Source organism: Thermococcus radiotolerans, assembly GCF_002214565.1.
Lineage (GTDB): Archaea > Methanobacteriota_B > Thermococci > Thermococcales > Thermococcaceae > Thermococcus > Thermococcus radiotolerans.
This window is the reverse complement of record NZ_CP015106.1, coordinates 1,465,335-1,487,570: the sequence shown is the minus strand read 5'-3', so window position 1 is coordinate 1,487,570 and position 22,236 is coordinate 1,465,335. Positions and strand designations below refer to the sequence as shown.

Below are 22,236 nucleotides of genomic sequence, written 5' to 3'. Positions count from 1 at the left end.
TCACTCTTCGCCTTCTTCGGCCTCTTCGCTCTCCTCGAGGAACTTCCTCACGTACTCGGGGACCTTGTAGTTGCCCTTGGGGTCTCCAACCAGGAACCCCAGCCTTATGAGCTCGTTGAGCTGGTCGTAGACTTGTATTCCAGGCCTCTTGACGACCTTGGCTATCTGGATGTAGCTCACCGGTCCGCCGTTGAACTCGTAGACTATCGCCTCCACCAAGTCCTTGTACTCCTTCGGAATCCTCGTGAGGTACTCCTCAAGGCTCTTCGGCTCCTCGAGGATGGTTGTCACCACGTAGTCGTCTATCGGGTCGAACTTGTGCTTCGCGGCTTCGCTCAGAACGTAGTGGAGCAGGCGGAGAATCTGCCTGGGGTTGCCCTTTCCGAGCTCGTGGATGAGTTTTACCGCCTCCTCCGTGAACGGGTAGAGCGGGTTGTCCGTGTCCTTTATCCTGACCCTGTTGAGTCTCTTTTTCACCAGCTCGTATGCCTCGTCTATGCTCATCGGTCTGAGCTTGAACTCGTAGTGCAGGCGCATGAAGAAAGCCGGGAATATCTTCGTGTACTCATCGTAGGCCTCGGGAACGCAGGCGAATGCAACCACGCATCCCTGGGGCATGTTGCTGATGAAGTGCCTGAGCATCTCGAAGAACTGTATCTTCTCCCTCTCGCTCGCGGTCTGCATGTTCTCCAGCTCGTCCAGGAGAAGGGCGCAGTATGGATACTTGCCCATCTGCTCGGTCAAAAGCTCGGCTATGTCCCTGCTCTTGTACTCGTCCCTGCTGCTCAGCATCTTCTCGAGCCTGTCTATGAACCCGAGCTTCCTTGAGAGGTTCTCGAGGAATATGTTCGTTCTGCTCTTCGGCGGTTTGAGGGCGTAGAAGATGTCGCGCGTGAGCTTGAGGATGTCGTTCGTGTCAACCTTGACGTATATGGCCTTCCCACGGTTCTCCTCTATGGCCTTGGCTATGGTCTTGAGCCTCTGGGTCTTGCCCATTCCGAGGGGGCCGACGATGCTCATGGCTATCGAGCTCTTGTTTCCGATAACCTCGGAGATTATCATCTGAAGGCGCATGTCTATCTCCTGATAGACGTGAATGCTCTCGACGTCGGCTATTCCCTCGCTCGCAAGCTGCTCGAAGGGGTTTCGAGAAAGACCGTAAACTTCGTATGACTGGTAGGGATAAAGCTTAAGGCCACCGGCTTCCATTTTAACTCACCGCATAGTTTAGGAACGCGAAATATAAAAACTTGTCCATCGGTGAGCGGAGATGACGATTCTTCTCGTTACGACCCCAGGGGGGCGCGAGGGTGATGGGATACTTGAACTGGAATGGGCGCTGGGGAAGGTCCGGGTCCGGGGAACGGACTGGAAGGGCGTTCTCCTGGCCGAAACACCCCTGTCGAAGGGCGAAGCCCTCGAACGGCTGAGGAACTTTGAGACGCAGGCTATACAGAGGGTCGTCCCCCTCGACCTCATCGTTCCAGCCAAGAAGGAGGAGATTGAAGGGGCCGTCCTCCAACTGGCGGAGAAAATAGAGGGAACCTTCGCGGTGCGCGCCAAGGTTCGTGGGAATAAGAAGCTCTCAGCGAGGGAGCTTGAGATTGGCCTCGGCTCCCTGGTGGTCGAGCGCTTTGGCCTCGGGGTGAACCTGAGCGACCCGGATTACACCCTCGTGGTTGAGGTCCTCGGGAAGAAGGCCGGCATCGGGCTGGTGAGGAGGGGCGAGCTCCTCCGCTTCGAGGTGGTCGAGTGAAGGCTAAAATAGGATGAAGTCAAATTCATAAACATGGACGTCAAGCGAGTTTCGTACCTGGTTATCGCCTTGGTCGTGGTTTCCTCGGTTCTTCTTTTCGTCAAGCCCTACGTTATTTGGAGGGAGGGGGGTGAGAGAATCTCCGGTGAGGTTGTTGTTCTTCCCGAGCCGAGGCTGACTGGGGAGATGAGCGTTGAGGAGGCCATAGCAAAGCGGAGGAGCATCCGCTCGTACAGGAACGAGCCCCTGACCATTGAGCAGCTTTCCCAGCTCCTGTGGGCGGCTCAGGGAATAACGGACCCGAGGAAGTACCGCTCGGCCCCGAGTGCAGGGGCGACCTATCCCTTCGAGGTTTACGTCGTGGTAGGAAACGTTGAGGGCCTCGAAGGGGGAATCTACCGCTACGACCCCTTCAACCACACGCTGATCCTGGTGAGGAAGGGGGACTGGAGGAAGGCCCTCCAGAAGGCCGCGCTGGACCAGTCTTGGGTCGGGAGGGCGGCGGTGGACATCGTCCTGGTGGCGTACTACTCCAGGACGACCTCCTACTACGGTGAAAGGGGCGTCAGGTACGTCCACATGGAGGCCGGGCACATAGGCCAGAACATCTACCTCCAGGCGACCGCTCTGAACCTCGGAACCGTCGCGGTTGGGGCCTTCTACGATGACCAGGTTGCCGAGATAGTAGGCGCCGGGGGCGTTCCGCTGTACATATTCCCGGTGGGTGTTCCCGGTGGTTAGCCTGGACCATTATACGCTGGGTTACGCTGCCTTTGCCCTCATGAGCCTGGCCATGCTCAGCGGGGCACTGATATTCCTCTCGAAGCGCAGGGAGACATGGATAAGGGTCCACATTGTCATCAGCGTGATAGCCTACATCATCATGTTCCTAGCGATATGGCTCGTTAGATGAACCTAAAACTTATTAGGCCCCGTGTGTTACCCGTACGGGGGGATGGGAATGTACGACGTTCACGAGGTCGTTGAGGCCCTTTCAAAGTTGAGTTACAAGGACGCCCTTGCGTACTGGGTAGAGGGTGAGAGGGAGGAGGCGGAATTCTACCGCGAGCTCGCGAGACGCGCCCGGGACCTGGGTCTCGGGGAGGAGCTGGTGAGGACCTTCGAGAAGCTGGCCGAGGACTCGCTGAACCACGCCGCCGAGCTTGAGGCCCGGTTCAGGGAGGCCTACGGGAACGCCCCGAGGAGCGACCTCCCCCCGCTCGAGGTTCTTCCGGTCCTCGAGGAGTTCGAGAGGGCCGACCAGCTGGAGGAGGTTTTGAAGGCTGCCATGGAGAGCGAGCTGATAGCCCACGAATCCTACAAGCTGCTCGCGGAGAGGGTCGACGACGAGCGGCTGAGGGAGCTCTACTCCAAACTGGCCGACGTTGAGCGGGGACACTACGAGATGCTCCTGGAGAGGTACGAAGAATTGAAAAAGAGAAGATAATTCAAGCTTTTTCCTCGACCTGGGCCGTGCTTTCGGCCTCTTTTTTGAGCATCTCTTTCGCCTCGGGAGGCTCCTCTATCAGGTTGTCGCTGTACTTGTCGTAGTCCGCTATCAGGAACTCCTCGCTCATTCTCAGCGCCTTGACGGCCTTCTCCTCTCCAGGGAACTTCTTGCCCGGACAGACGTCAACGCAGAGGGCGCAGAACATGCAGCGCGAGACATAGTGCCGTATCTTCTTGAGCTCGGGTATCCACTCCATAGCATCAGCGGGACAGACCATTATGCAGAGCCTGCACCCTATGCACCTCTCCGGGTCGTAGACGAGCTTTCCCCTGAACCCTTCGGGAACCGGGACGGGCGGGTTTATCTGGACCTCTCCCTTCTGGACCTTCTCTATTAAAGCCGTGACGTTCGCTGGCGCGTGCTTGACCGGGAATGGGTTCGTGGCCGGCTTCTTGACGAGCTGCTTGAGGAGGACGAACATCATCTTGTTTACCATGCATCACACCCCCAGCCATACCAGCGCGAGCCCGACGAGGGCGATTATGTTGACGTAGACCCAGAATATTCTCGACGCCTGCTCTATCCTGAACCTTGCGAACGATGTCCTGACCAGCGTTATCGCCAGCAGGTAGATTACCATGACCTTGAAGAGGAACCACAGGGCTTCGACGACGTAGTAGGGCGTTCCCGTTAGGTTCAGGTTGAGGATGCTCGTCAGCGTGAACGGGAAGAACAGCACCACCTCCAGCGCCGCCATGGCGAAGCCCCTGACCGCGTCCGAGAGGTAGAACAGTGCGAGGTTCCTCCCGCTGTACTCCGCGAGCATACCCTCACATATCTCCGTCTCGGCCTCGGCTATATCGAAGGGCAGTTTCGCCAGCTCGGCCGGCGTGACGACGAGCAGGGCAACGAAGAGCAGCAGCACGCCCATGGCCGCGAGCGGACCCGCGACGCCCCACACCGGTGTGCTCGCTATGGTCGTCAGTGAGAAGCTCTTGTAGAGCACGGCGAAGCCGACTATGACCGTCGCCAGCGGCATCTCGTAGCTCATCATGAGCACCATTTCCCTCTGCGCACCCACCGAGGAGAACGGGCTTCCCGATGCAAAGCCGCCTATGGCCATTGCCAGCGACTGGAGGGTCAGCAGGTACAGGATGACGACGAGGTCTCCGTAGCCCTCGAGCGGAGCTTTGAGCACTCCGAAGGGTATGTACAGGAGCAGGGTCATTGAGGCCGCGAATGAGACTATGGGCATCGCGTTGAATATCCATGCCACCGCGTTCTTGGGAACGACGGTCTCCTTCAGGAGCAGCTTGCCGACGTCCCAGAACGGCTGCCTTATGGGCGGCCCTATCCTGGAGGTCAGCCTGGCCGAGACGCGCCTGTCTACACCCTTGTAGACCAGTCCGAGGAAAACTCCCAGTATGGGAAACGTGAGGGCGTACAGCAACGTTTCGGGGGTCATGCCCTCACCCCCTCAGCCCTTGCTTGCGCAAGCGCCGTTCTCACTGTCGTTCGAACGTCCTTGACGGATGGCGGAACGTTACTAACTCCAAAACTGGCTTTTCCGCTGGTGGGTGCCTCAATACTGCCCGTTGTCCATTTGCTCGCCCTTAAAGTGCGTCCTCCGGACGCGAGATAGATGCGAGCCTTTGGGGTGGTCGCTGTCCCCATGCACCCCTCATGGACGATGCTGCCGTTCATTCTCTCACCCCCAGCTCTTCCCTAAGCTTTCTTGTTTTTTCAACCGCCTTCAGGTGCAGCGTCGCTGGGTCGATTAGCCTGCCGTTCTCGTCCCTTACCACCGCGAGCCTGTCGTTGCAGCACATGCACGGGTCTATGTACGCGACGACTATCGGTATGTCCGCCACTTCGGCACCGAGGAGGAGCGGTCCCCACGTGTTGATGTTGTTGTAACTCGGGGCTACCACCTTCCAGACGAGCGGGCCGTCACGCTTGTTCCCGTACTTGAAGTAGTGGACGACCTCACCGCGCGGTGCCTCGTGCATTCCTATCGCTTCTCCCTCACTCCTCCTTATCTTTGCCAGAAGCGCCACGTAGTTCGGAATGGCCATCAACTTGCCCTCTGGCATGTTATCCAGGCAGAACTCGATTATGTCGAGGCTCTGCTCTATCTCGTATATCCTGACGAGGGTGATGTCGTAGGCATCGCCCCTGGCCTCGCCGACTATGTCCTGGGGAACCACCGCCCTGACCCCGATGTCGGCGTAGGCGTCGTACGGGGTGTCCTGCCTGACGTCCATCCTCAGTCCGGCCGCCCTGGCAACGGGCCCGCATACGTTGAGCTTTTTCGCCATGTCCCTTGAGAGCTGTGCCACTCCCCGCGTCCTGGCCTTGTAGACGGGGTCCGCCAGGAAGACGTCCTTCATTTCCTCCGTGAATATCCTGTAGTAGTTTATCATGTCCCTTACGGCCTTTGCCTGGCTCTCCGTTATGTCCCTCCTGACGCCGCCTATCATGAAGACGGAGTAGTTTATCCTGTTCCCCGTCAGGAGCTCGAGGATGTCGAGGACCTTTTCCCTGCCCTTCCACGTCCAGAACAGGAGGGAGTCGAAGCCCATCTCGTGCGCCACGACACCGAGCCATAGTATGTGGCTGTGAATCCTCTCCAGCTCTGCTATTATCGTCCTTATGTACTGGGCCCTCGGCGGGGCCTCTATTCCCAGGGCCTTCTCGCTTCCTATGACGAAGGCATAGGGGTGTGATATCGAACAGATTCCGCATATCCTCTCCGAGAGGTAGAGGGTTTGTATGGCGTTCCTCTTCATGCCCATGTACTCTATTCCCCTGTGGGCAAAGCCCCTCTTGACGTCCACATCGACTATCCTCTCGCCCTCGACCTTGGCCTCGACCCTTATCGGCTCCTTCAGCGCCGGGTGGATTGGGCCGACCGGGACGTAGTACTGGGTTTTCGCCATCACTCACCCCTCCTTATCTCGTTCACGCTCTTGTGGGTGTGTTTCACCATGTCCTCCACGCCGTACTCGTCCTTCCTCCAGGGATACTTGCCCTCCGGCCAGTCGTCGGGCAGGAAGAGGTGCCTCTTGTTCTTCAGGCCCTCGAATTCAACGCCGAGCATCTCCCTGATCTCGCGCTCGTTGGTCTCCGCCCCGGGCATCAGGTCGGTTATCGTCGGCAGGACTAGGTTATCCTTCGGAAGGTTGAAGCGCATGGTGACGCTGAGCTCCCCCCAGGGAATGGCCCAGAACAGGCCGAAGGAGTAGACCATCCTCAGGGAGTCGCCTCCGTCATCCTCTCCGGTTATGAAGTGCAGGTGCGGGTAGTCAAGCTCGAACATGACTTCGACGGCTCTCCTGAAGGCCTTCGGGTCTATCTCTATCCAGAGCTCTTGGTACGTCCTCTTCCTCCTGACGCCCATCGTGTACTCCCTGATCTCGTGGGATAGCAGGGCCTCCCCGAGCGTCTCCTGGAGCCTCTTGAGGACCTCTTCCGCGCTCATTGGTTCCATCATTCTTTCTTCCCCTCCAGCTCCTTTTCCAGCTTCTCCAGCTTGAGCCAGGCCTTTACAACGCCGTCTATTATCGCCTCGGGCCTCGGGGGGCAGCCGGGAACGTAGACGTCCACCGGGATTATCTCGTCTATCGGGCCGGCTATGTTGTAGGAGTCGTAGAACACTCCCCCGCTGGTTCCGCAGTTTCCAACCACCACTACCGCCTTCGGGTCGGCCATCTGCTCGTATATGCGCCTCAGCTTGTCGGCGAAGTCCCTTGGAATGGCCCCGGTCACGAGGAGGACATCCGCGTGCCTTGGGCTTCCGACGAGCTTGATTCCAAAGCGCTCCACGTCGTAGCGCGGTGTTAACGCGGCTATGATCTCGATATCGCAGGCGTTACAGCTCCCTCCAGAGGCATGGAAAACCCAGAGGGAGCGTTTAAAGTTGGTCAGCTTCCCCATTCACACACCCCCCACGAGGATGAACAGGATTATGGCACCGAGTCCGAGGTACCACAGGATGTAGTCCCTGAGGTCTCCGCTGTGCATTCTCATGAGCACGTTGTAGTAGCCCTTCAGCGCCTCGATGAAACCCCAGTATATGTCGCCGGCCCTTACGCGGATTTCCTCCACGTCCTCAACCTCGTTGCCGCTCAGGAAGGGCTTCACCTGGTCGGTGTTCGGCTTGTAGCTCCTGTTTCCGCGGGAGTAGATTACGTAGCCGATGACCGCGAAGACGATGAGGAGGGCCAGCCAGACTATCGGGTTCCAGAATCCCGACGGGGAGTTCAGCGTAAGGCTCTCAATCCACGTCATGGTATACCACCCCACGTCTGGTAGCTGCCCAGCTTCAGCAGTGCGTCAACCGCCGGGTAGACCAGCTTGTCCAGCACGACGTTCGGGAACAGACCGAAGAGTAAACACAGCGCCGCCAGGATGAGCATTGCCACTACCATGCTCCTTGGAACCTCCTTTACCGCCTCGTACTTCTTGACCGGCGGTCCGAGGAAGGCCGAGGCAAAGACCTTGACGAACGAAGCCAGCGTCAGTACGCTCGTGACCATTGCGAATATCGCGAATATCGGGCTCAGCTGGTAGGACGTCTCGTAGATGAGGAATTTGCTCGCGAAGCCGTTGAAGGGCGGTATTCCGGATATTGCCGCGGCACCTACTATGAAGGCTATCGTGGTGTAGGGCATCTTCCTCGCCAAGCCGCCCATCTCGTTGAGGTTCCTCGTTCCGGTGACGTAGAACAGCGCTCCCGCGGTCATGAGGAGGAGGCTCTTGTAGATGATGTGGTTGATGATGTGGAAGATGCCTCCGGCCATCGCGTCCCTTCCGAAGGCTGCCAGCTTTGCCGGGTCGTTGAGGACGGCTAAGCCAACGCCAACGCCGAGGAGCATGTAGCCGGTCTGCGAAATCGCGTGGTAGCTCATGAGCCTCTTGACGTCCTTCTGGACGAGGGCCATCGTAACGCCGATGAACATGGTGAGCACTCCGAGGACGCACATTATCCAGCCGACGCTGCTCATCCCCGAGCTGACCTTTCCGAAGAGGCTGAAACTCACCCTGAAGAGGGCGTAGAGGCTCGCGTAGGTCGCCACCAGGAGCGTGGGGTTGATGCCGGACGGGACCTCCGTGTATGCGTCTGGAACCCAGTGGTGGGTCGGCACGGAACCGCACTTCATCGCGAAGGACGTGAAGAGTATTCCCAGGGCGATTATGTCAACGGTGTTGAACCCTATCTGGGTGCTCAGGTAGGCTATGTTGAGGTTCCCGTACTCGCCGTAGAGCAGGCCGATTGAGAACAGCACCATCAGCGAAGCGACCGCGCTGACTATGAGGTACTTGATTCCGGCCTCGCTTGCCTCACCGCGGTAGTTTCTGAAGCCGACCAGCGCTGAACCGGCTATTCCGGCTATCTCCAAGAACACGAAGAGGTTGAACAGGTCTCCCGTCAGGACCATGCCGAGGATTCCGACCTCTAGGAGGAGGAGCAGCGCGTAGTACTTCTCAAGGCCCGTCTCGTTCCTCACGTGGCTGTACGAATAGAGCGCCCCGATGAAGCTCATGAGCGTTGCGGAGAGCGCCATGAAGGCTCCTATCGCGTCGACCTCGAATATTATCCTTATCGGAACCCTGTACCCTGAGGGCAGAACGAGGGTTGGCTTGTCCGCTCCGAAGACGTACACCATCATCCCCTGGGCGAGCACCTCCCTGACGAGGAGGAGCGCCATTCCCAGCGTCACGCCGGTGATTATCATCGCCCAGACGGCTGGGGCACTGCCCTTCTTCTTCAGCAGAGGCGCTATAAACGCCCCGAAGAGGGGCACGGCTATCATGAGTGCTGGCAAATGCTCGATCATCCTTTCAGCCTCCTGACCTTTGTAACGTCAAGGGTTCCGTAGTGCTCGTAGATGTTGACGGCGAAGGCCAGCATCAGGGCCGAGACCGCGACGCCTATGACGATGCTCGTCAGCGTGAGCGCCTGGGGCGTCGGCAGAACCATGTTGTTGACGGCCTCATTCGGTGCCATGGTGTATATTGGGGCGTAGGCGCCTTTGACGTAGCCTAGAGCGATTAGGAACAGGTTGACGGCCCCCTCAAGGATTTCAATGCCTATGACGACCTTGATGAGGTTCCGCTTGAAGCCTATCGTGTAGAACCCCACCGCCAGCAGGAGCGCCACGACTATGAACGGGAGGTTGACTAGAATCACGTTATTCATCCTTCCTCACCCCCAGGAGGAGGTAGAATACCAGGATTATGCTGGTCAATCCGGCCAAAACCTTCGTTCCGACGAATATGTTCATGTACGGCAGCGTTCCGCCCGTGTTCAGGTAGCCTGGGTTTATCCCTATCGGGGTCGGGTCTCCGAAGAGAGGGAACCCGCTGTTGGCTATAACGTTCCTGAAGAACGTGTACCCCATGAAGCCGAGGGTTGCCACTCCCAGGAAGCCGAGGGCGCCGATGCTCTCAAAGGCGCTCAGGGGCACCTTCTTGAACCGCTCCCTTATCACCTCGTCCTCGCACGCGACTATGAGGAGTGCCAGACCGCTGGCGAAGACGGCTCCTCCCTGGAAGCCACCTCCCGGCGTGAGATGACCGTGGAGGATGATGTAGGCTCCGAACGTCAGTATGAGCGCCGTCAGGTACCGGGTGGTTGTTTTGATGATGAGGGTCGTCATGCTTTCACCTCCCTCCTTCTGAGGGCCATCAGCACGCCCGCAACGGCGGTGAACAGTACCGTGGCCTCTCCGAGGGTATCGAAACCCCTGTAGTCGAAGACTATGCTGGTGACGACGTTGTTTGAGGATGCCTCCTCCTGTGCGTGCCCGATGAAGTAGGAGTCCATCTCTGTATGGACTGGTTCGCCGAAGGGCCTGAGGCTCACCACGGCCACGAGGAGGAACAGAGTGAAGCCTATGAACGCGAAGAGACCGAGGGCTTTCCTCATTCTATCACCTCCTCGTCTGTGGTTTTCTTGATAGCCAGCAGGTACATCGCGGTTGTGAGGCACGCTCCAACTCCCGCCTCTGCTATCGCGACGTCTGGTGCCTGCAGTATGTAGAACTCCAGCGAGAGTATCAGGCTGAACACCGCCATCGCGATGACGGCCGAGACTAGGTTCTTGAACCTCACAGCGGCTATTGCTGCTATCAGGAGTCCCAGCCCTGCCATAACCTGAAGCGCCCAGAAGAGTCCCTCGAAGTTCATAGGCGACCCTCCAGCTCGTCTATAACCGCCCCGTGGGGCAGTATTCCCGACTTCCTGGCGGCCCTGCCGAGGGCGTGCGCTCCAACGGGGTTCGTGAGGACGAGGAATATGACCACCAGCGCCGAGTGTATTCCTATGGTTATCCACGAGGGGTCATTCTCAACCCAGAAGTAGCTGTATATCGCGTAGGTAACCGTGGCGAGCACTATGAATATCGTGCCGAAGGTCGTGCACTTCGTTGCCGCGTGTATCCTCGTGTAGACGTCGGGGAAGCGGAGGAGCCCTATGCTGGCCAGCAGGTTGAAGATGACACCTATTGCCAGGAAGATCCCGATGAGCCACTCTATCATGTTCCCTCCCCCTCGCATTCGCATGCGATGCCAACCCTCTTCTTGACCAGATAGCGGGCTATGTAGAGGGTCGCGATATAGCTCAGAACCGCGTAGACGAGAGCGACGTCTATGAAAACCGCCTGTCTGGTTATCACGCCGTAGGCGACCATCGCCCCTGCCGTGGTCGTCGTCATGGAATCCAGGGCGACGGCCCTGTCGGGTATCGTTGGCCCCGCTAGGAGCCTTATGAGCGTCAGAGTTGCCGAAAACAGCAGCAGTATCATGGCCCACATGAACATTCCATCTATCGTCATTCCGCAATCCTCCTTGCCCATTTTGGAAGGTACCCACACAGCTCCTCCGGCGTGGGTTTCTCCTTTCCGGGCGGCACGTTTATCCAGTGAACGTAGAAGTTGCCCTCCTCGTCTATCTCCAGGGTGAAGGTTCCGGGTGTCAGGGTTATCGAGTTGGCAAGGAGAGTCCTGCTCTCGTCCCTGGTCAGGTCGGGCGATATCTTGACTATCCCCGGTCTTATCTTGCCGGTTATGACCCTGTAGGCGACGTCAAGGTTGGCCCTGGCCATCGCGAAGAAGAACGGTCCTATGGCGTAGATTATCAAGAGCAGCCACCTCTTCGGGTTGAAGAAGTAGCCTACCTTTTCGTTCATGATGTCCTTTGTGGCGTAGCCGATGATGGCCGCTATTACAATCCCTGCAACCAGCTCCCCTGGGCTCCAAGCGATGAAGTTTCCGGAACCCGCCGTGAGGAGTAGATAGACGATAAGGGACCACAGGAACGGTGCGGCAAACCCCATTTTCCCACCTCAACTTTAGGTTTTAAACCCTTATCGGGCGTATTTTCCCGAAATCTCAATTGAGCATTGGCTAAATCTTTATAAATGGATTTCTAAAACAAATGGTTAACAACCTGAAATTTGACAAACAGAAACGGCACAACGCTTTACATAAGTACAAAAAACGGCTCTTTGTAGTATGTTCTTGGATACTGATGCTCAGAAAAGGACATCAGAAAAGCCGGAGGAAAGGGCCAAAAATAAAATGTAACTATTTGGAACCCTCTTTCTTCGCCGCTTCCTTGGCCTTCTTCTGCTCCTCCAGCTTCTTTTTGAGCTCCGCTATCTCATCCTCCTTGAACCAGCGGAGGTTGTCGTCGTACTTGTCGTCCGTCGCCAGGAGGAACTCGTCGCTCATCTCCAGGGCCTTTACCGGACAGACGTCCACGCACTGCTGGCAGAAGACGCACCTTCCGAGCCAGAAGGTGACCTTCCTGACCTCCGGGACGTACTCTATGACCCCCGCCGGGCAGACCATGACGCAGAGCCTGCAGCCGACGCACTTGTCCGGGTAGTAGACGAGCTTGCCCCTGAAGCCCTCGGGAGTTGGAACGGGCTCGCTGGCCGGGAACGGGTTGGTTGCCGGCTTCTTGAAGAGATTGCTCAGCACCGTCGATAGCGTCGGCGGAACCTTCATGCCACCACCCCCAGGGTGTCTATCGCCAGCAGCAGTGCCCCAACTATTGCCGCCGGGAGCATTCTGGTCCAGAACAGCCCCACTGCCTGGTTTATCCTGAGCCTTCCCGTCACCGCTCTGAAGACGCTCATGCTCACGAAGAGCACGGCGAATACCTTCAGGGTGTGGAAGAGCAGGTCAACGACTATCGCCGCAACCCCGCTGAGCCCGAGGTAGCCCGAGATGCCCCAGGGGAAGAATATCGCCACGACGAGGCTCGCGCTCACGAAGGCCTTTATCGCGTTGGCCAGCTCGAAGAGGGCCAGGTGCCTTCCGCTGTACTCGGCCATCGTCCCCTCGGCGAGCTCGGTTTCAGCCTCAGGGATGTCGAAGTAGCCGACCTCGATTTCGCTGGCGAGCCAGGTCATGAAGACGAGCAGGAGTACAAACGTACCTATGAGGCTCAACGGGGTTCCGAGCTCCCAGACGTTGTGCTCGTAGAAGGTCCCCATGCTGAACGGCTTGGTAACGCCGAGCTCGTTGAGGCGCCAGAGTATCGTGAAGAGGGCCAGCATCATCGGCCCTTCCCTGGAGACGAGGATTATCATCTCCCTCTGGGCGCCTATCTGTGCGTAGGGGGAACCCGAACTAACCGCACCTAGTACTCTGAGGAAGCCGATGAGGGTCAGCAGGTAGATGAAGAGTATCACGTCTCCCTTGGTTCCGAAGATTGGTTCAAAGCCGAGCGGGGTGTAGGCGAGCAGGGCTATTGAAGTTGCTAGGGCCAGCACGGGCGCTATCTCGAAGAACCTGTTGGCGTCCCTCGGGATTATGGACTCCTTGCCCACCAGCTTCAGGAAATCGTAGAACGGCTGGAGCAGCGGGGGACCCATCCTGCGCTGCATCCTCGCAACCAGCTTCCTGTCTAATCCTCCCCAGAGCAGTGAAGCGAAGGAGACGTAAGCGTAAACTCCCAGGAATCCGAGCGTTGCGTAGAGGGTGTTCATAGGACACCACCCCGCGGGCAGCCCACTCCAACAACCTCGGGCTTTGCCTTAACGTTCGGGTTCAGCTCCCTGGTTTTCTCTATCGAGAGCCTCAGGAGGTCCCTCTCGGTGAGGACCCTCTTCCTTCCGGTGTTCGCATCGATAACCGCGACCCTGTCGGTACAGCTCAGGCACGGGTCTATTGAGGCTATCGCGACCGGAACGTCCGCCACCTGCTCGCCGACCAGCGCTCTGGCTATCGCGAACAGGTTCGGGAAGGTGGGCTCGCGCATCTTCCACTTCGCCGGAACGTCCTTGCCCTTCTGGCCCATGACGTAGTGGATGAGCTCACCGCGCGGTGCCTCGTACCTGCCTATCCCCTCTCCCTCAGCCTTCTTGAGCTGGAACAGGAGGGTGTTGTCCTTTGGAACGGCCTTTATCTTGCCCTCCGGCATCTGGTCTATGGCCCTCTCTATGAGCTCCATGCTCTGCCAGAGCTCTCCAACGCGGACCACCATCCTGTCGAAAACGTCTCCCTTGACAACGCCGGTGAACTCTTTGGGCGTTATCGGCTTCACGCCGAGGTCGGGGTAGACGCTCAGCTTCTCATTGTAACGGACGTCCTTCTTCACGCCGCTTCCCCTGGCGGTCGGTCCCTGGGCGCTGTACTCGATGGCTATTCTCTTGGGTATAACCCCCGCATCCCTCAGCCTGGCCTCCACCGTCGGGTCGTAGAGGAATATCTCCTCGATCTTCGGCATGACCTCGTTGCGGTAGTACTCTATCATGTCGAGTATCGCCCGCACGTGCTTCTCCTCGAGGTCTCTCCTGACACCGCCTATCATGTTAACGGAGTAGTTGACCCTGTTGCCGCCGATGGCCTCGAGGATGTCCATGACGCGCTCGCGGGCGAGCCAGCTGAGGTGCAGAATCGTGTCGTAGCCTATCGCGTGGCCAACCACACCGAGGTTGAGCAGGTGGGAGTGTATCCTCTCGAGCTCGCCGACTATCACGCGGATGTACTCGGCCCTCTCGGGCACCTCTATGCCGGCCATCTCCTCGACGGCCCTTGAGTAGGTGTGGTTGTGGGAGAAGGAGCAGATTCCGCATATCCTCTCCGCCAGGTAGAGTATCTGGATGTAGTTTCTCCTCATGGCTATCCATTCGAGGCCCCTGAGGTTGTAGCCGAGCTTGACGTCGACGTTGATTATCCTCTCTCCGTCGAGCGTGATGATAAACTTCTCCGGCTCCTCCAGGGCCGGGTGAATGGGTCCCACGGGAACCTTGACCCAGTACTCGAGCTTTCCGTTCATTTCGAGCCCTCCTTTTTGATTTTGTACGGATGTCCTGCGTTCTTCACCATCTCGGGCTTGATTCCGGTCTCGTCGAGCCTCAGCGGGTAGATTCCCTCCGGGAAGTCGTCGGGCAGGAAGAGCCTCCTTGGGTCGGGGATTCCCTCGAAGAACAGCCCGAGGAACTCTTGGTTCTCCCTCTCGTAGGGCAGCGCGCTCGGGAAGATGTCCGTGACCGTTGGTAGTTTGGGGTCGTCCTTGGGAACGCTCGTGCCTATGACGAGCGACAGGCTCTCCCCCTCCTCCCAGAACATTTCCATGTGGTACTTGGCGAGCAGTCTATCACCTGCGTCTATCCCTATTATGATAGAGAACTGGGCCTTCGGATCGAGCTCCTTGATGAACTTCATGGCGTCGTGGAACCTCTCCCTGCCTATCTCGACCCAGACGCGCCTCTTCGGGTGGGGCATCTTGTTCTCGCTCACCCTTACCTCGGCCTCGGGGAACCTCTCGCCAAAGATCTTGATGAATTCATCAACGTTCATTTCCCTACCTCCTACCTTCAATTCTCTCTATCAGCTTCTTCAGGCCGAGAACAACGCCGTAGAGTATCGCCTCGGGCCTCGGCGGGCAGCCGGGCACGAAGACGTCCACCGCTATGTGCTTGTCCAGTGGAGCGTTGGTGAACGGGCTCTCGAAGAACACGCTTCCGCCGGTGGGGCAGGCTCCGACGGCTATGACGACTTTGGGGTCCGGCGTCTGCTCGTAGACCAGCTTGACCCTCTCAAGGCTCTGGTCGGTCACCGGTCCAGTTACGAGCAGTATGTCGGCGTGCCTTGGCGTTCCGACGAGCTTCACACCGAAGCGCTCGGCGTCGTACCTCGGTGTTAACGCGGCTATTATTTCAATGTCGCAGCCGTTGCAGCTGCCGCTGTTCACGTGGAACACCCAGGGTGAGCGCCCTATGTATCTGCAGAGCTTTGATATCTCCCTCTCAAGCCTCTCGCGCTCCGAGGAGTTTGAACTGACATCGATCTCTGCCCTTGTAACCTTAATCGCCATTCATCTCACCCCCACACTATTAGTGCTCCCACGATTATCGCGGTCGTGACGAGCAGGTAGCTGATGTAGTCGCTCAGCAGCCCGGTGTGCTCCCTGCGGAAGACCAGGAACATCCTGTGGATTCCCCTTATGAGGCCCCACATGACGTGCCTTCCGGTGACGTAGCCCTGGAAGTGCTCGAACTGCGGAATAACCGCGTCCTGGTCCTCACCGCTGAGGAATATCTTCGTTCCATCGCCGGTTCTCCTCGTTCCCGTGCTGGAGCGCTCGGCCCACTTGTAAAGGGCGTACGAGATGAGCAGGCCTATGGCGAAGACGTAGATGAAGTAGAGTGCATCCCAGTAGCCAAACATTTCACGCACCCCCCAGCACCGCCGAAACGTAGGCACCTATGTTCTCCAGAGTCTTTGCCGCCGGAAGCATGACCTTGTCGCTGATGGCCCATGGGAAGAGTCCCATGACGATTATTGCCACCACCAGTATGAGCATTGGCACGAGCATGGCCTTTCCTGGCTCTCTGGCCTTCATGACCCTCTCGCTGGGCCTTCCGAAGAACGTGAAGAGCACCCTGATGTAGGCGGCGGTACAGAAGGCCGTGCCTATGACCGCTACCGCCGCGAGGAACGGGTTGAAGAGCGCCGAGCTCTCGTAGATGAGCCACTTGCTCGCGAAGCCGTTGAGCGGCGGAAGGCCGATTATCGCAGCCGCGCCTACCAGGAATGCGAAGCTCGTGACCGGCATCTTTCTGGCTATTCCGCTCAGCTCGTTGAGGTTCTTGGTTCCAAGCTGGTGTATGACCACTCCCGCGACGAGGAAGAGGAGGGCCTTCATTATCGCGTGGTTCACGGTGTGGTATATCGCTCCGGCAAGGGCGACCTGGCCAACGTCGCTTCCGTACGCGGCGAGGCCGATTCCTATGCCGAGGAGGATGTAGCCGATCTGACCGACGCTGGAGAAGGCGAAGAGCCTCTTCATGTCGGTCTGGATTATGGCCATAGCGTTTCCGACTATGAGGGTCACGCAGGCGAAGAATATGATTATCCAGCCGATAGTTCTGGTGCTGATTCCGGCGCTGAAGACGCTGAAGGCGAGCCTCGCCAGGGCGTAGGTGCCGCCTATCTTGATGACGAGACCCGAGAGCATGGCGCTGATCGAGCTCGGAGCGGCCGGGTGTGCGTCTGCGAGCCACATGTGCACCGGAACGGCGCCGCTCTTGAAGAGCAGTCCGCCCGCGAGGAGGCCGAGGGCCACCTTGGCTGTAAAGGTCGGGTTCTCGGCTATCATCTTGGCCAGATACGCCATAGTCAGCGTTCCGTACTGGCCGTAGAGGAGCACTATGCCGAGGAGGATGAACGAGCTGGCCAGCGAGCCGACGAACATGTACTTTATTCCCGCCTCGATGCCCTCCCAGGTGTCGTTCCTGAATGCGACGAGGGCATAGCTCGCTATGCTCATTATCTCCAGGAAGACGTAGAAGTTGAAGAGGTCGCCGGTTATGGCTATGCCGAGCATGCCGACCTCGAGGACGAGGACCAGGGCGTAGTACTTCTCAAGCCCCGTGTCGTGTCTCATGTACTCGCTGGAGTAGAGCACGGCCACGAAGGCTATGAAGGTCACCATCAGGGCGAAGAGAGCACTGATAGGGTCTACCTCCCACACTATCCTTATCGGGAACGGCACGCCGTTTCCAAGGGGGCTCTTCGCTCCGAGGGTGTAGACGAGTATCTCGCCGCTCTCCCAGACTTCTTTGAACAGTCCGGCCGCGACGCCGAGGGTGATGCCGGTGATGAGTATCGCCCACAGCTCTCTGGCCTTCCTTCCCGCGAGGCCTACTATGGGCAGCGCGAATGCTCCAAGGAGAGGGACTATGATGAGGTATGGGATCAGCCCGTTCATCCTCTCAACCTCCTGAGCTTGTTAACGTCGAGGCTTCCGTAGTGCCTGTAGGCGTTTATCGTGAGGGCCATCGCCAGCGAGAGAACGCAGACGCCGATGACTATGCTGGTGAGCGTGAGCGCCTGTGGAATCGGGGCGACCATTGCGCTCTTTACCGTCTCGTAGCCCGTGTAGATTGGCGCCGTCGGTATCTGGCCCGCCTCTATGCGGTATCCGAAGCTTATGAGGAGCAGGTGTATGCCCGCATCGATGATGTTGAGGGCCAGTATGAGCTTGATGAGGTTCCTCTTGTAGAGGAGGGCGTAGATTCCCATGGCTATGAGCAGAAAGGCAGTGATGAACTGGAACGGTATCATTCTTTCCACCTCCTGAACGCCGCTATGGCGACCATCGCGCTGACCAGTCCCGCGAAGACCTTCAGTCCCACGACGAGGTTCATTACCGGCAGGTATCCGGCAGAGAGCAGCGTTCCAGGCTGGCCGTTGAAGACAGGTCCACTGTGCCAGAGAGTGTTGTAGAAGAACGCAACTCCCAGTCCGAGCATGGCCGCTCCAAGGAAGACCAGGCCGCCCAGACCTTCGAGGGCCGAGTAGAGGTGGTGGTTGTAGCGCCTCTTCATCTCGCCAAGCCCGAAGGCTATGAGGAACAGTATCCCGGCTCCCGCTATGGTCGCTCCTCCCTGGAAGCCGCCTCCCGGCGTAAGGTGACCGTGTGAGACCACGTAGGCACCGAAGATTCCAATAAGCGGGATGGTTGCCCTCGCGGTGGTCTTAACAATTAGTCCCATGTCACGCGCCTTACTCATTTTCATCCCTCCTCCAGGGCCTGAGAAGTGCAACCGCTCCTGCTATGGCTGTGAAGAGAACGGTAGCCTCTCCGAGGGTATCGTAGCCACGGTAGTCGAAGACTATGTCGGTGACTATGTTGGTTCCGCCGACCTCATCCACGCCGTGCTCGATGTAGTACTGGTCGGTGTAGCGGTAGGCCTTCCAGTCCTCACCGCCGAGGCCGAACTTTATTCCGGTTGAAGGACTCGCAACGACGAGCAGCACTCCGAGGAGGAACAGCAGTGCGAGAGCTCCGAAAGTCCTCTTCATGGTCCCTCACGCTCCCATCTCTCCGTTTTGGCTATTCCGTACACGACTATAGCTGTCACGACGCCGGCTCCGACCGCGGCCTCGGCTATCGCAACATCTGGAGCGTGGAGCATGTAGAACTCCAGGCTGAGGAGCAGGCTCATGGCGGCGGAAGCGATGGCCGCGCTGAGCAGGTCTCTCATCGTTATCGTGATGTAGGCCGCCACCAGCACGCCGAGGAGTATTCCGAACTGTATGACCATGTCCATCGAAAGGGCGTTCATTCGGCACCACCCCTGAGCTTGTCTTCGTACGCGTCAATGACGGCTTTGACCGGCTTGTAGCCGCTCAGATGGGCCGCCTTGGCTATCGCGTGCGCTCCGGTCGGGTTCGTGAGGAGCAGTGCTATCAGGGCAACGAGGCTGTGAAGCGCCATCTGGAGATACTTGGGGTCGCCGGTGAGATGGAGCTGGTAGGCGGCGTGAACCACCACCGCCAGAACCGCGAAGATAGTGCCAAAGGTGGTGCACTTGGTCGCTCCGTGGAGTCTGGTGTAGACGTCCGGGAACCTGTGGAGCGAGAAGCTGCCCAGCAGGTTGAACGTGATGTTTATCGCAAGGAAGGCGTAGATGACGTAGGTGACCGCACTCATTCCAACCCCCCCTGGAGGTACTTGGCTATGGCCAGGGTCCCCACGTAGCTCAGAAGGGCGTAGACGATGGCGATATCGATGTATATCGTCCTGTCGTAGGCCGCTCCGAGGAGAACCATTCCAGCAACGATCAGCGTGTTGAGGGTGTCGACTCCGACTACCCTGTCGGGCACGCTCGGTCCGAAGAACACCCTGAGCAGGGCCAGGAACGCCCCGATCATGACTATAATCGCGGCATAGAAGAACTCCGGTGCCATCATCTTCCCAGCCTCCTCGCCCATTTTTCAAATGAACCCGCTATGACCTTGGAGCTCTCCGGCTCCTTCTCGGTGACGTTTATCCAGTGGACGTAGAGGGCCTTCTCTTCGGGGCACGCGTCCACGGTGAGCGTTCCGGGGGTGAGGGTTATCGAGTTGCTGAGAATCGTGTACTGGGTGTCGTTTTCAAGCTCAACCGGAACGCGAACGATTCCGGGCTTTATCTTGCCCGTTATGACGCGGTAGGCAACGTCGAGGTTCGCCCTGACCATGCCCCAGAACAGAGGCCCGATGGCATAGATTACGAAGCCGACCCACTTCGCCGGGTTGAGGAAGCGGGATGCCTTCTCGCCTATGATGTCCTTGGTTGTTAAAGCGATCACTCCCGAGAATATCAGTCCCGCGATGAGTTCTTCGGGACTCCAGAGTAATCCCTTACTGCCCCCAGTAAGTACTAACCAGAGCAGGAATGACCAAATGAATACAGCGATGAAACTCATTGTTCTTCCCTCCTCTCACATGATACGGGCTCCACAGCCCTGTGTTTCGTCAGTTTTCAATAGAAAATTCGTTATTTGCTTTAAAAGGGTTTTTTGAAGCTTAGAATTGAAAGCAAAGGTCTGTAACCCCTTGTTGTTAACCAAAGGTTAAATACCCTGGAGCCGGCATGGAGACGCGGCCTTCGATGGCTTTCTTAGCCAAATGTTACATCCCTGAACCCTTGTGGGCCTAAAAAGCCTTTTAGTGACTTTAAGGGCCTAAAAATCACCCAAAGCTTTATATACCCTCGGGCCGACCCATCATTGGGACTCTTCTCGGAGTTTTCCCTGAAGGGCCCTGAAAGTTGAAAGAGTTGGTGTTGGATATGTATGGAGATGGATTTGGCGGTGGCTACGAAGCCCCTGTTAAGGTTGGAGAAAGGTATAGAGTTAGGATCGAGAGCCTTGGAAAGGGTGGCGATGGTATCGCCAAGATAAAGGGCTTCGTTATCTTCGTCCCGAACACTCAGGTCGGCGACGAGGTCGAGATCGTCATTAACTCGGTCAAGAGAAAGTTCGCTTTCGCGGAAGTCATCTGATTTCCTTTTCCTTCCTATTCTTACTGCCATTTTGTGAGACGTTTTTAAGGTATTGACTCAAGATTTTCCTGGTGGTTCCATGGATGAGGACTCCATAATGATTGGAGTTACAGTTGGAGTCATGGTTCTTCTGTCACCCATCATGCTCTACTGGACGGTGGCCCTCTTTGACACGGTCGGGGTTGATGGGTATCTTCCAGACGTTGCGTTCATTGCCCTTTCCGCACTCGTCCCGGTTTTGATCGTTTGTTTCCTTTCCTACCTCGTTATGCGGCACTTCAACAGGCCCCGCGAATGGATAAAGAAAACACTAACGCTCGTGGCCGTTTTTCTCTTCGCCGCTCTCTTCATGCTCCTGAGTATGATGGGTGCGGTTTAATCCCCATTTTTGAACCGCACCCTTTTTAAACCCCTTCCCAGAGCGCCCACCGATGGTCAGAGTTCACGTCGAGACCTACGGGTGCACGAGGAACAAGGCAGACGCCGAGATGATGGAGGCGATTCTGGTTAGTGCTGGCTATGAGCTGGCGGAGACCCCCGAAACTGCCGATTACGTCGTGGTGAACACCTGTGCCGTCAAGGATCCGACGGAAAAGCACATGCGCGAGAGAATAAAGGAGCTCCTCGATGCGGGCAAGAGGGTGATCGTCACCGGCTGCCTTCCCCACGTTAACCTAGATGTAATTGATCCCCGCGTTTCTGGGATACTTGGCGTTAAGAGCATAGACAGGATAGCAGAGGCGATAAGTCTGGCGGAGAATGGCGGGAAGCTGATCAGCGTCGAGGGCTGGCGCGAGAGGAACATAGACAAGCTCAAACTCCCCCGCATCTGGAAGGGCGGCGTTGCCTTCGTCGTCCCGATAAGCGAGGGCTGCCTCAACGCATGCACTTACTGTGCCACCCGCTTCGCCAGGGGGGTTCTGAGGAGCTACAAACCTGAGCTCGTCGTTAAGTGGGTTAAGGAGGCCCTCGCCAGGGGATACAGGGAGATACAGCTGTCGAGCGAGGACACCGGTTGCTACGGCTTCGACATCGGGACGAACCTGGCGGAGCTCCTCGACGAGATAACGGCCATCGAGGGCGACTTCAGGGTCAGGGTTGGAATGATGAACCCGAACCACGTTCTCAAGTTCCTCGACGAGCTCGTTGATGCCTACACCGATGAGAAGGTCTACCGCTTCCTCCACCTGCCCGTCCAGAGCGGCGACGATGAGGTTCTGAAGCGGATGGGCAGAACGTACACTGTGGAACAGTTCGAGGAGATAGTTCGAACTTTTCGTAAGAAAGTTCGCGATTTGAACCTCAACACGGACATAATAGTTGGCTTCCCTGGGGAAACTGACGAGGCCTTCAGGAACACCGTGGAGCTGGTGGAGCACGTTAGGCCCGACAAAATCAACGTTTCGCGCTACTCGCCGAGGCCCGGAACGATAGCGGCGAAGTGGAAGCAGCTTCCCGGCTGGAAGGTCAAGGAGCGCTCGAGGGAGCTTCACAGGCTCCGCCTTGCTATAGCCTACGAGATAAACCGCGCCTACGTCGGGAGAACCGTTGAGGTTCTCGTCCACGGCGAGGGTAAGAAGGGCGGCGTCGAGGGCAGGACTTTTAACTACAAGGATATAATCCTCGATTCTGGTGAACCCGGCGAATTTCTGCAGGTTCAGGTTGGATGGGCCGGCTCGACGTATCTGCGGGGCGTTTCCCTGCACTGACGTATACTTTTGAGTAGTATTCAATGGTCC

36 protein-coding genes are annotated in these 22,236 nt (G+C 57.6%); 7 read left to right on the top strand and 29 right to left on the bottom strand.

The features are described 5' to 3' along the window. Positions 1 to 1,209 carry an AAA family ATPase gene (locus A3L10_RS08330; protein ID WP_088181264.1) on the bottom strand — a complete coding sequence of 403 codons (1,209 nt, stop codon included), beginning with the start codon at positions 1,207 to 1,209 and terminating at the stop codon, positions 1 to 3. Positions 1,210 to 1,270: 61 nt separating this feature from the next. Between A3L10_RS08330 and A3L10_RS08325 the strand changes: the two genes are divergently transcribed. From A3L10_RS08325 to A3L10_RS08310, 4 genes are read left to right on the top strand one after another with little or no spacing between them, the layout of a single operon-like run. Then, a complete protein-coding gene (locus tag A3L10_RS08325) occupies positions 1,271 to 1,756 on the top strand; it encodes a THUMP domain-containing protein (RefSeq protein ID WP_088867173.1) in 486 nt (161 codons plus the stop codon). Positions 1,757 to 1,789: 33 nt separating this feature from the next. Then, positions 1,790 to 2,497 (top strand): SagB/ThcOx family dehydrogenase, encoded by a 708-nt coding sequence (locus tag A3L10_RS08320; RefSeq protein ID WP_088867172.1) that lies wholly within the window; start codon positions 1,790 to 1,792, stop codon positions 2,495 to 2,497. Further along, on the top strand, positions 2,490 to 2,669 hold the full coding sequence (locus A3L10_RS08315) for a hypothetical protein (protein WP_088867171.1): 180 nt from the start codon (positions 2,490 to 2,492) through the stop codon (positions 2,667 to 2,669). Before A3L10_RS08320 ends, A3L10_RS08315 begins: the two co-directional genes overlap by 8 nt. Positions 2,670 to 2,711: 42 nt before the next feature. Further along, a complete protein-coding gene (locus tag A3L10_RS08310) occupies positions 2,712 to 3,203 on the top strand; it encodes a ferritin-like domain-containing protein (protein WP_394335100.1) in 492 nt (163 codons plus the stop codon). A gap of 1 nt (position 3,204) precedes the next feature. Here the strand turns inward: A3L10_RS08310 and A3L10_RS08305 are convergent, their stop codons facing one another. From A3L10_RS08305 to A3L10_RS08165, 28 genes are all read right to left on the bottom strand, one after another. Then, the gene (locus tag A3L10_RS08305; RefSeq protein WP_088867169.1) at positions 3,205 to 3,702 is read right to left on the bottom strand and encodes a 4Fe-4S dicluster domain-containing protein; all 498 of its coding nucleotides are present in this window, start codon (positions 3,700 to 3,702) and stop codon (positions 3,205 to 3,207) included. 3 nt (positions 3,703 to 3,705) lie between these two features. Further along, complete coding sequence (locus A3L10_RS08300; protein ID WP_088867168.1) at positions 3,706 to 4,671, bottom strand: respiratory chain complex I subunit 1 family protein; 966 nt, start codon at positions 4,669 to 4,671, stop codon at positions 3,706 to 3,708. Between the two features lie 235 nt (positions 4,672 to 4,906). Beyond that, positions 4,907 to 6,145 (bottom strand): hydrogenase large subunit, encoded by a 1,239-nt coding sequence (locus A3L10_RS08290; protein ID WP_088867166.1) that lies wholly within the window; start codon positions 6,143 to 6,145, stop codon positions 4,907 to 4,909. Then, a complete protein-coding gene (locus A3L10_RS08285) occupies positions 6,145 to 6,696 on the bottom strand; it encodes an NADH-quinone oxidoreductase subunit C (RefSeq protein WP_232460966.1) in 552 nt (183 codons plus the stop codon). Before A3L10_RS08285 ends, A3L10_RS08290 begins: the two co-directional genes overlap by 1 nt. Further along, a complete protein-coding gene (locus A3L10_RS08280; protein WP_088867164.1) occupies positions 6,696 to 7,142 on the bottom strand; it encodes an NADH-quinone oxidoreductase subunit B family protein in 447 nt (148 codons plus the stop codon). The genes A3L10_RS08285 and A3L10_RS08280 overlap by 1 nt, the downstream gene beginning before the upstream one ends. Next, positions 7,143 to 7,496: a hydrogenase gene (locus A3L10_RS08275; RefSeq protein ID WP_088867163.1), complete on the bottom strand. Its 354-nt coding sequence runs from the start codon at positions 7,494 to 7,496 to the stop codon at positions 7,143 to 7,145. It abuts the gene before it with no gap. Further along, positions 7,493 to 9,046, bottom strand: coding sequence for a proton-conducting transporter transmembrane domain-containing protein (locus A3L10_RS08270; RefSeq protein ID WP_088867162.1), 1,554 nt, complete (start codon positions 9,044 to 9,046; stop codon positions 7,493 to 7,495). The genes A3L10_RS08275 and A3L10_RS08270 overlap by 4 nt, the downstream gene beginning before the upstream one ends. Continuing rightward, on the bottom strand, positions 9,043 to 9,408 hold the full coding sequence (locus A3L10_RS08265) for a sodium:proton antiporter (protein ID WP_088867161.1): 366 nt from the start codon (positions 9,406 to 9,408) through the stop codon (positions 9,043 to 9,045). Before A3L10_RS08265 ends, A3L10_RS08270 begins: the two co-directional genes overlap by 4 nt. Next, positions 9,401 to 9,868 (bottom strand): MnhB domain-containing protein, encoded by a 468-nt coding sequence (locus A3L10_RS08260; RefSeq protein WP_088867160.1) that lies wholly within the window; start codon positions 9,866 to 9,868, stop codon positions 9,401 to 9,403. Before A3L10_RS08260 ends, A3L10_RS08265 begins: the two co-directional genes overlap by 8 nt. Further along, positions 9,865 to 10,137, bottom strand: coding sequence for a hydrogen gas-evolving membrane-bound hydrogenase subunit E (mbhE, locus tag A3L10_RS08255; protein WP_088867159.1), 273 nt, complete (start codon positions 10,135 to 10,137; stop codon positions 9,865 to 9,867). Before mbhE (A3L10_RS08255) ends, A3L10_RS08260 begins: the two co-directional genes overlap by 4 nt. Continuing rightward, positions 10,134 to 10,397 carry a hydrogenase subunit MbhD domain-containing protein gene (locus A3L10_RS08250; protein ID WP_088867158.1) on the bottom strand — a complete coding sequence of 88 codons (264 nt, stop codon included), beginning with the start codon at positions 10,395 to 10,397 and terminating at the stop codon, positions 10,134 to 10,136. Before A3L10_RS08250 ends, mbhE (A3L10_RS08255) begins: the two co-directional genes overlap by 4 nt. Beyond that, on the bottom strand, positions 10,394 to 10,747 hold the full coding sequence (gene mnhG, locus A3L10_RS08245) for a monovalent cation/H(+) antiporter subunit G (protein WP_088867157.1): 354 nt from the start codon (positions 10,745 to 10,747) through the stop codon (positions 10,394 to 10,396). The genes A3L10_RS08250 and mnhG (A3L10_RS08245) overlap by 4 nt, the downstream gene beginning before the upstream one ends. Beyond that, a complete protein-coding gene (locus tag A3L10_RS08240; RefSeq protein WP_088181246.1) occupies positions 10,744 to 11,043 on the bottom strand; it encodes a cation:proton antiporter in 300 nt (99 codons plus the stop codon). The genes mnhG (A3L10_RS08245) and A3L10_RS08240 overlap by 4 nt, the downstream gene beginning before the upstream one ends. Beyond that, positions 11,040 to 11,543 carry a Na+/H+ antiporter subunit E gene (locus A3L10_RS08235; protein ID WP_088867156.1) on the bottom strand — a complete coding sequence of 168 codons (504 nt, stop codon included), beginning with the start codon at positions 11,541 to 11,543 and terminating at the stop codon, positions 11,040 to 11,042. The genes A3L10_RS08240 and A3L10_RS08235 overlap by 4 nt, the downstream gene beginning before the upstream one ends. 250 nt (positions 11,544 to 11,793) lie before the next feature. Beyond that, on the bottom strand, positions 11,794 to 12,219 hold the full coding sequence (locus tag A3L10_RS08230; RefSeq protein WP_088181244.1) for a 4Fe-4S binding protein: 426 nt from the start codon (positions 12,217 to 12,219) through the stop codon (positions 11,794 to 11,796). Further along, positions 12,216 to 13,205: a respiratory chain complex I subunit 1 family protein gene (locus A3L10_RS08225; RefSeq protein WP_088867155.1), complete on the bottom strand. Its 990-nt coding sequence runs from the start codon at positions 13,203 to 13,205 to the stop codon at positions 12,216 to 12,218. Before A3L10_RS08225 ends, A3L10_RS08230 begins: the two co-directional genes overlap by 4 nt. Further along, positions 13,202 to 14,497 carry a hydrogenase large subunit gene (locus A3L10_RS08220; protein WP_088867154.1) on the bottom strand — a complete coding sequence of 432 codons (1,296 nt, stop codon included), beginning with the start codon at positions 14,495 to 14,497 and terminating at the stop codon, positions 13,202 to 13,204. The genes A3L10_RS08225 and A3L10_RS08220 overlap by 4 nt, the downstream gene beginning before the upstream one ends. Next, on the bottom strand, positions 14,494 to 15,021 hold the full coding sequence (locus A3L10_RS08215; protein ID WP_088867153.1) for an NADH-quinone oxidoreductase subunit C: 528 nt from the start codon (positions 15,019 to 15,021) through the stop codon (positions 14,494 to 14,496). The genes A3L10_RS08220 and A3L10_RS08215 overlap by 4 nt, the downstream gene beginning before the upstream one ends. Positions 15,022 to 15,025: 4 nt before the next feature. Beyond that, the gene (locus tag A3L10_RS08210; protein ID WP_088867152.1) at positions 15,026 to 15,538 is read right to left on the bottom strand and encodes an NADH-quinone oxidoreductase subunit B family protein; all 513 of its coding nucleotides are present in this window, start codon (positions 15,536 to 15,538) and stop codon (positions 15,026 to 15,028) included. A gap of 5 nt (positions 15,539 to 15,543) precedes the next feature. Further along, positions 15,544 to 15,891 (bottom strand): hydrogenase, encoded by a 348-nt coding sequence (locus A3L10_RS08205; protein WP_088867151.1) that lies wholly within the window; start codon positions 15,889 to 15,891, stop codon positions 15,544 to 15,546. 1 nt (position 15,892) lies between these two features. Next, on the bottom strand, positions 15,893 to 17,434 hold the full coding sequence (locus tag A3L10_RS08200; protein ID WP_088867150.1) for a proton-conducting transporter transmembrane domain-containing protein: 1,542 nt from the start codon (positions 17,432 to 17,434) through the stop codon (positions 15,893 to 15,895). After that, on the bottom strand, positions 17,431 to 17,790 hold the full coding sequence (locus A3L10_RS08195; RefSeq protein WP_014013091.1) for an NADH-quinone oxidoreductase subunit K: 360 nt from the start codon (positions 17,788 to 17,790) through the stop codon (positions 17,431 to 17,433). Before A3L10_RS08195 ends, A3L10_RS08200 begins: the two co-directional genes overlap by 4 nt. Then, positions 17,787 to 18,239, bottom strand: a complete 453-nt coding sequence (locus A3L10_RS08190; RefSeq protein WP_232460965.1) for a Na(+)/H(+) antiporter subunit B — start codon at positions 18,237 to 18,239, stop codon at positions 17,787 to 17,789. Before A3L10_RS08190 ends, A3L10_RS08195 begins: the two co-directional genes overlap by 4 nt. Continuing rightward, on the bottom strand, positions 18,232 to 18,531 hold the full coding sequence (gene mbhE / locus A3L10_RS08185; protein ID WP_088867149.1) for a hydrogen gas-evolving membrane-bound hydrogenase subunit E: 300 nt from the start codon (positions 18,529 to 18,531) through the stop codon (positions 18,232 to 18,234). Before mbhE (A3L10_RS08185) ends, A3L10_RS08190 begins: the two co-directional genes overlap by 8 nt. Further along, positions 18,528 to 18,794 carry a DUF4040 domain-containing protein gene (locus A3L10_RS08180; RefSeq protein ID WP_058938999.1) on the bottom strand — a complete coding sequence of 89 codons (267 nt, stop codon included), beginning with the start codon at positions 18,792 to 18,794 and terminating at the stop codon, positions 18,528 to 18,530. The genes mbhE (A3L10_RS08185) and A3L10_RS08180 overlap by 4 nt, the downstream gene beginning before the upstream one ends. Then, positions 18,791 to 19,162 (bottom strand): monovalent cation/H(+) antiporter subunit G, encoded by a 372-nt coding sequence (mnhG, locus tag A3L10_RS08175; RefSeq protein ID WP_088867148.1) that lies wholly within the window; start codon positions 19,160 to 19,162, stop codon positions 18,791 to 18,793. The genes A3L10_RS08180 and mnhG (A3L10_RS08175) overlap by 4 nt, the downstream gene beginning before the upstream one ends. After that, positions 19,159 to 19,422, bottom strand: coding sequence for a cation:proton antiporter (locus A3L10_RS08170; protein WP_088867567.1), 264 nt, complete (start codon positions 19,420 to 19,422; stop codon positions 19,159 to 19,161). Before A3L10_RS08170 ends, mnhG (A3L10_RS08175) begins: the two co-directional genes overlap by 4 nt. Further along, complete coding sequence (locus A3L10_RS08165) at positions 19,419 to 19,919, bottom strand: monovalent cation/H+ antiporter subunit E (RefSeq protein ID WP_088867147.1); 501 nt, start codon at positions 19,917 to 19,919, stop codon at positions 19,419 to 19,421. Before A3L10_RS08165 ends, A3L10_RS08170 begins: the two co-directional genes overlap by 4 nt. Before the next feature lie 365 nt (positions 19,920 to 20,284). Here A3L10_RS08165 and A3L10_RS08160 point away from each other — a divergent pair, with 365 nt between their 5' ends. The 3 genes from A3L10_RS08160 to A3L10_RS08150 all read left to right on the top strand — a co-directional run bounded on the left by A3L10_RS08160 (position 20,285) and on the right by A3L10_RS08150 (position 22,206). After that, positions 20,285 to 20,497, top strand: coding sequence for a TRAM domain-containing protein (locus A3L10_RS08160; RefSeq protein WP_055430018.1), 213 nt, complete (start codon positions 20,285 to 20,287; stop codon positions 20,495 to 20,497). Positions 20,498 to 20,576: 79 nt separating this feature from the next. After that, complete coding sequence (locus A3L10_RS08155; protein ID WP_088867146.1) at positions 20,577 to 20,876, top strand: hypothetical protein; 300 nt, start codon at positions 20,577 to 20,579, stop codon at positions 20,874 to 20,876. A 52-nt stretch (positions 20,877 to 20,928) separates the two neighbouring features. Continuing rightward, complete coding sequence (locus A3L10_RS08150; RefSeq protein WP_088867145.1) at positions 20,929 to 22,206, top strand: tRNA (N(6)-L-threonylcarbamoyladenosine(37)-C(2))-methylthiotransferase; 1,278 nt, start codon at positions 20,929 to 20,931, stop codon at positions 22,204 to 22,206. The last annotated feature ends 30 nt before the right edge of the window (positions 22,207 to 22,236 follow it).

What these genes read in the sequence shown, in the direction of transcription:
- A3L10_RS08190 (WP_232460965.1), bottom strand. Translation starts at nt 18,239, where the DNA reads ATGAGTAAGGCGCGTGACATGGGACTAATTGTTAAGACCACCGCGAGG.
- A3L10_RS08200 (WP_088867150.1), bottom strand. Translation starts at nt 17,434, where the DNA reads ATGAACGGGCTGATCCCATACCTCATCATAGTCCCTCTCCTTGGAGCA.
- A3L10_RS08170 (WP_088867567.1), bottom strand. Translation starts at nt 19,422, where the DNA reads ATGATGGCACCGGAGTTCTTCTATGCCGCGATTATAGTCATGATCGGG.
- mbhE (WP_088867149.1), bottom strand. Translation starts at nt 18,531, where the DNA reads ATGAAGAGGACTTTCGGAGCTCTCGCACTGCTGTTCCTCCTCGGAGTG.
- mbhE (WP_088867159.1), bottom strand. Translation starts at nt 10,137, where the DNA reads ATGAGGAAAGCCCTCGGTCTCTTCGCGTTCATAGGCTTCACTCTGTTC.
- A3L10_RS08305 (WP_088867169.1), bottom strand. Translation starts at nt 3,702, where the DNA reads ATGGTAAACAAGATGATGTTCGTCCTCCTCAAGCAGCTCGTCAAGAAG.
- A3L10_RS08300 (WP_088867168.1), bottom strand. Translation starts at nt 4,671, where the DNA reads ATGACCCCCGAAACGTTGCTGTACGCCCTCACGTTTCCCATACTGGGA.
- A3L10_RS08240 (WP_088181246.1), bottom strand. Translation starts at nt 11,043, where the DNA reads ATGACGATAGATGGAATGTTCATGTGGGCCATGATACTGCTGCTGTTT.
- A3L10_RS08160 (WP_055430018.1), top strand. Translation starts at nt 20,285, where the DNA reads ATGTATGGAGATGGATTTGGCGGTGGCTACGAAGCCCCTGTTAAGGTT.
- A3L10_RS08205 (WP_088867151.1), bottom strand. Translation starts at nt 15,891, where the DNA reads ATGTTTGGCTACTGGGATGCACTCTACTTCATCTACGTCTTCGCCATA.
- A3L10_RS08265 (WP_088867161.1), bottom strand. Translation starts at nt 9,408, where the DNA reads ATGAATAACGTGATTCTAGTCAACCTCCCGTTCATAGTCGTGGCGCTC.
- A3L10_RS08215 (WP_088867153.1), bottom strand. Translation starts at nt 15,021, where the DNA reads ATGAACGTTGATGAATTCATCAAGATCTTTGGCGAGAGGTTCCCCGAG.
- A3L10_RS08195 (WP_014013091.1), bottom strand. Translation starts at nt 17,790, where the DNA reads ATGATACCGTTCCAGTTCATCACTGCCTTTCTGCTCATAGCCATGGGA.
- A3L10_RS08220 (WP_088867154.1), bottom strand. Translation starts at nt 14,497, where the DNA reads ATGAACGGAAAGCTCGAGTACTGGGTCAAGGTTCCCGTGGGACCCATT.
- mnhG (WP_088867157.1), bottom strand. Translation starts at nt 10,747, where the DNA reads ATGATAGAGTGGCTCATCGGGATCTTCCTGGCAATAGGTGTCATCTTC.
- A3L10_RS08310 (WP_394335100.1), top strand. Translation starts at nt 2,712, where the DNA reads ATGGGAATGTACGACGTTCACGAGGTCGTTGAGGCCCTTTCAAAGTTG.
- mnhG (WP_088867148.1), bottom strand. Translation starts at nt 19,162, where the DNA reads ATGAGTGCGGTCACCTACGTCATCTACGCCTTCCTTGCGATAAACATC.
- A3L10_RS08280 (WP_088867164.1), bottom strand. Translation starts at nt 7,142, where the DNA reads ATGGGGAAGCTGACCAACTTTAAACGCTCCCTCTGGGTTTTCCATGCC.
- A3L10_RS08275 (WP_088867163.1), bottom strand. Translation starts at nt 7,496, where the DNA reads ATGACGTGGATTGAGAGCCTTACGCTGAACTCCCCGTCGGGATTCTGG.
- A3L10_RS08260 (WP_088867160.1), bottom strand. Translation starts at nt 9,868, where the DNA reads ATGACGACCCTCATCATCAAAACAACCACCCGGTACCTGACGGCGCTC.
- A3L10_RS08225 (WP_088867155.1), bottom strand. Translation starts at nt 13,205, where the DNA reads ATGAACACCCTCTACGCAACGCTCGGATTCCTGGGAGTTTACGCTTAC.
- A3L10_RS08325 (WP_088867173.1), top strand. Translation starts at nt 1,271, where the DNA reads ATGACGATTCTTCTCGTTACGACCCCAGGGGGGCGCGAGGGTGATGGG.
- A3L10_RS08165 (WP_088867147.1), bottom strand. Translation starts at nt 19,919, where the DNA reads ATGAGTTTCATCGCTGTATTCATTTGGTCATTCCTGCTCTGGTTAGTA.
- A3L10_RS08230 (WP_088181244.1), bottom strand. Translation starts at nt 12,219, where the DNA reads ATGAAGGTTCCGCCGACGCTATCGACGGTGCTGAGCAATCTCTTCAAG.
- A3L10_RS08330 (WP_088181264.1), bottom strand. Translation starts at nt 1,209, where the DNA reads ATGGAAGCCGGTGGCCTTAAGCTTTATCCCTACCAGTCATACGAAGTT.
- A3L10_RS08320 (WP_088867172.1), top strand. Translation starts at nt 1,790, where the DNA reads ATGGACGTCAAGCGAGTTTCGTACCTGGTTATCGCCTTGGTCGTGGTT.
- A3L10_RS08235 (WP_088867156.1), bottom strand. Translation starts at nt 11,543, where the DNA reads ATGGGGTTTGCCGCACCGTTCCTGTGGTCCCTTATCGTCTATCTACTC.
- A3L10_RS08250 (WP_088867158.1), bottom strand. Translation starts at nt 10,397, where the DNA reads ATGAACTTCGAGGGACTCTTCTGGGCGCTTCAGGTTATGGCAGGGCTG.
- A3L10_RS08210 (WP_088867152.1), bottom strand. Translation starts at nt 15,538, where the DNA reads ATGGCGATTAAGGTTACAAGGGCAGAGATCGATGTCAGTTCAAACTCC.
- A3L10_RS08270 (WP_088867162.1), bottom strand. Translation starts at nt 9,046, where the DNA reads ATGATCGAGCATTTGCCAGCACTCATGATAGCCGTGCCCCTCTTCGGG.
- A3L10_RS08180 (WP_058938999.1), bottom strand. Translation starts at nt 18,794, where the DNA reads ATGAACGCCCTTTCGATGGACATGGTCATACAGTTCGGAATACTCCTC.
- A3L10_RS08285 (WP_232460966.1), bottom strand. Translation starts at nt 6,696, where the DNA reads ATGGAACCAATGAGCGCGGAAGAGGTCCTCAAGAGGCTCCAGGAGACG.
- A3L10_RS08155 (WP_088867146.1), top strand. Translation starts at nt 20,577, where the DNA reads ATGGATGAGGACTCCATAATGATTGGAGTTACAGTTGGAGTCATGGTT.
- A3L10_RS08150 (WP_088867145.1), top strand. Translation starts at nt 20,929, where the DNA reads ATGGTCAGAGTTCACGTCGAGACCTACGGGTGCACGAGGAACAAGGCA.
- A3L10_RS08290 (WP_088867166.1), bottom strand. Translation starts at nt 6,145, where the DNA reads ATGGCGAAAACCCAGTACTACGTCCCGGTCGGCCCAATCCACCCGGCG.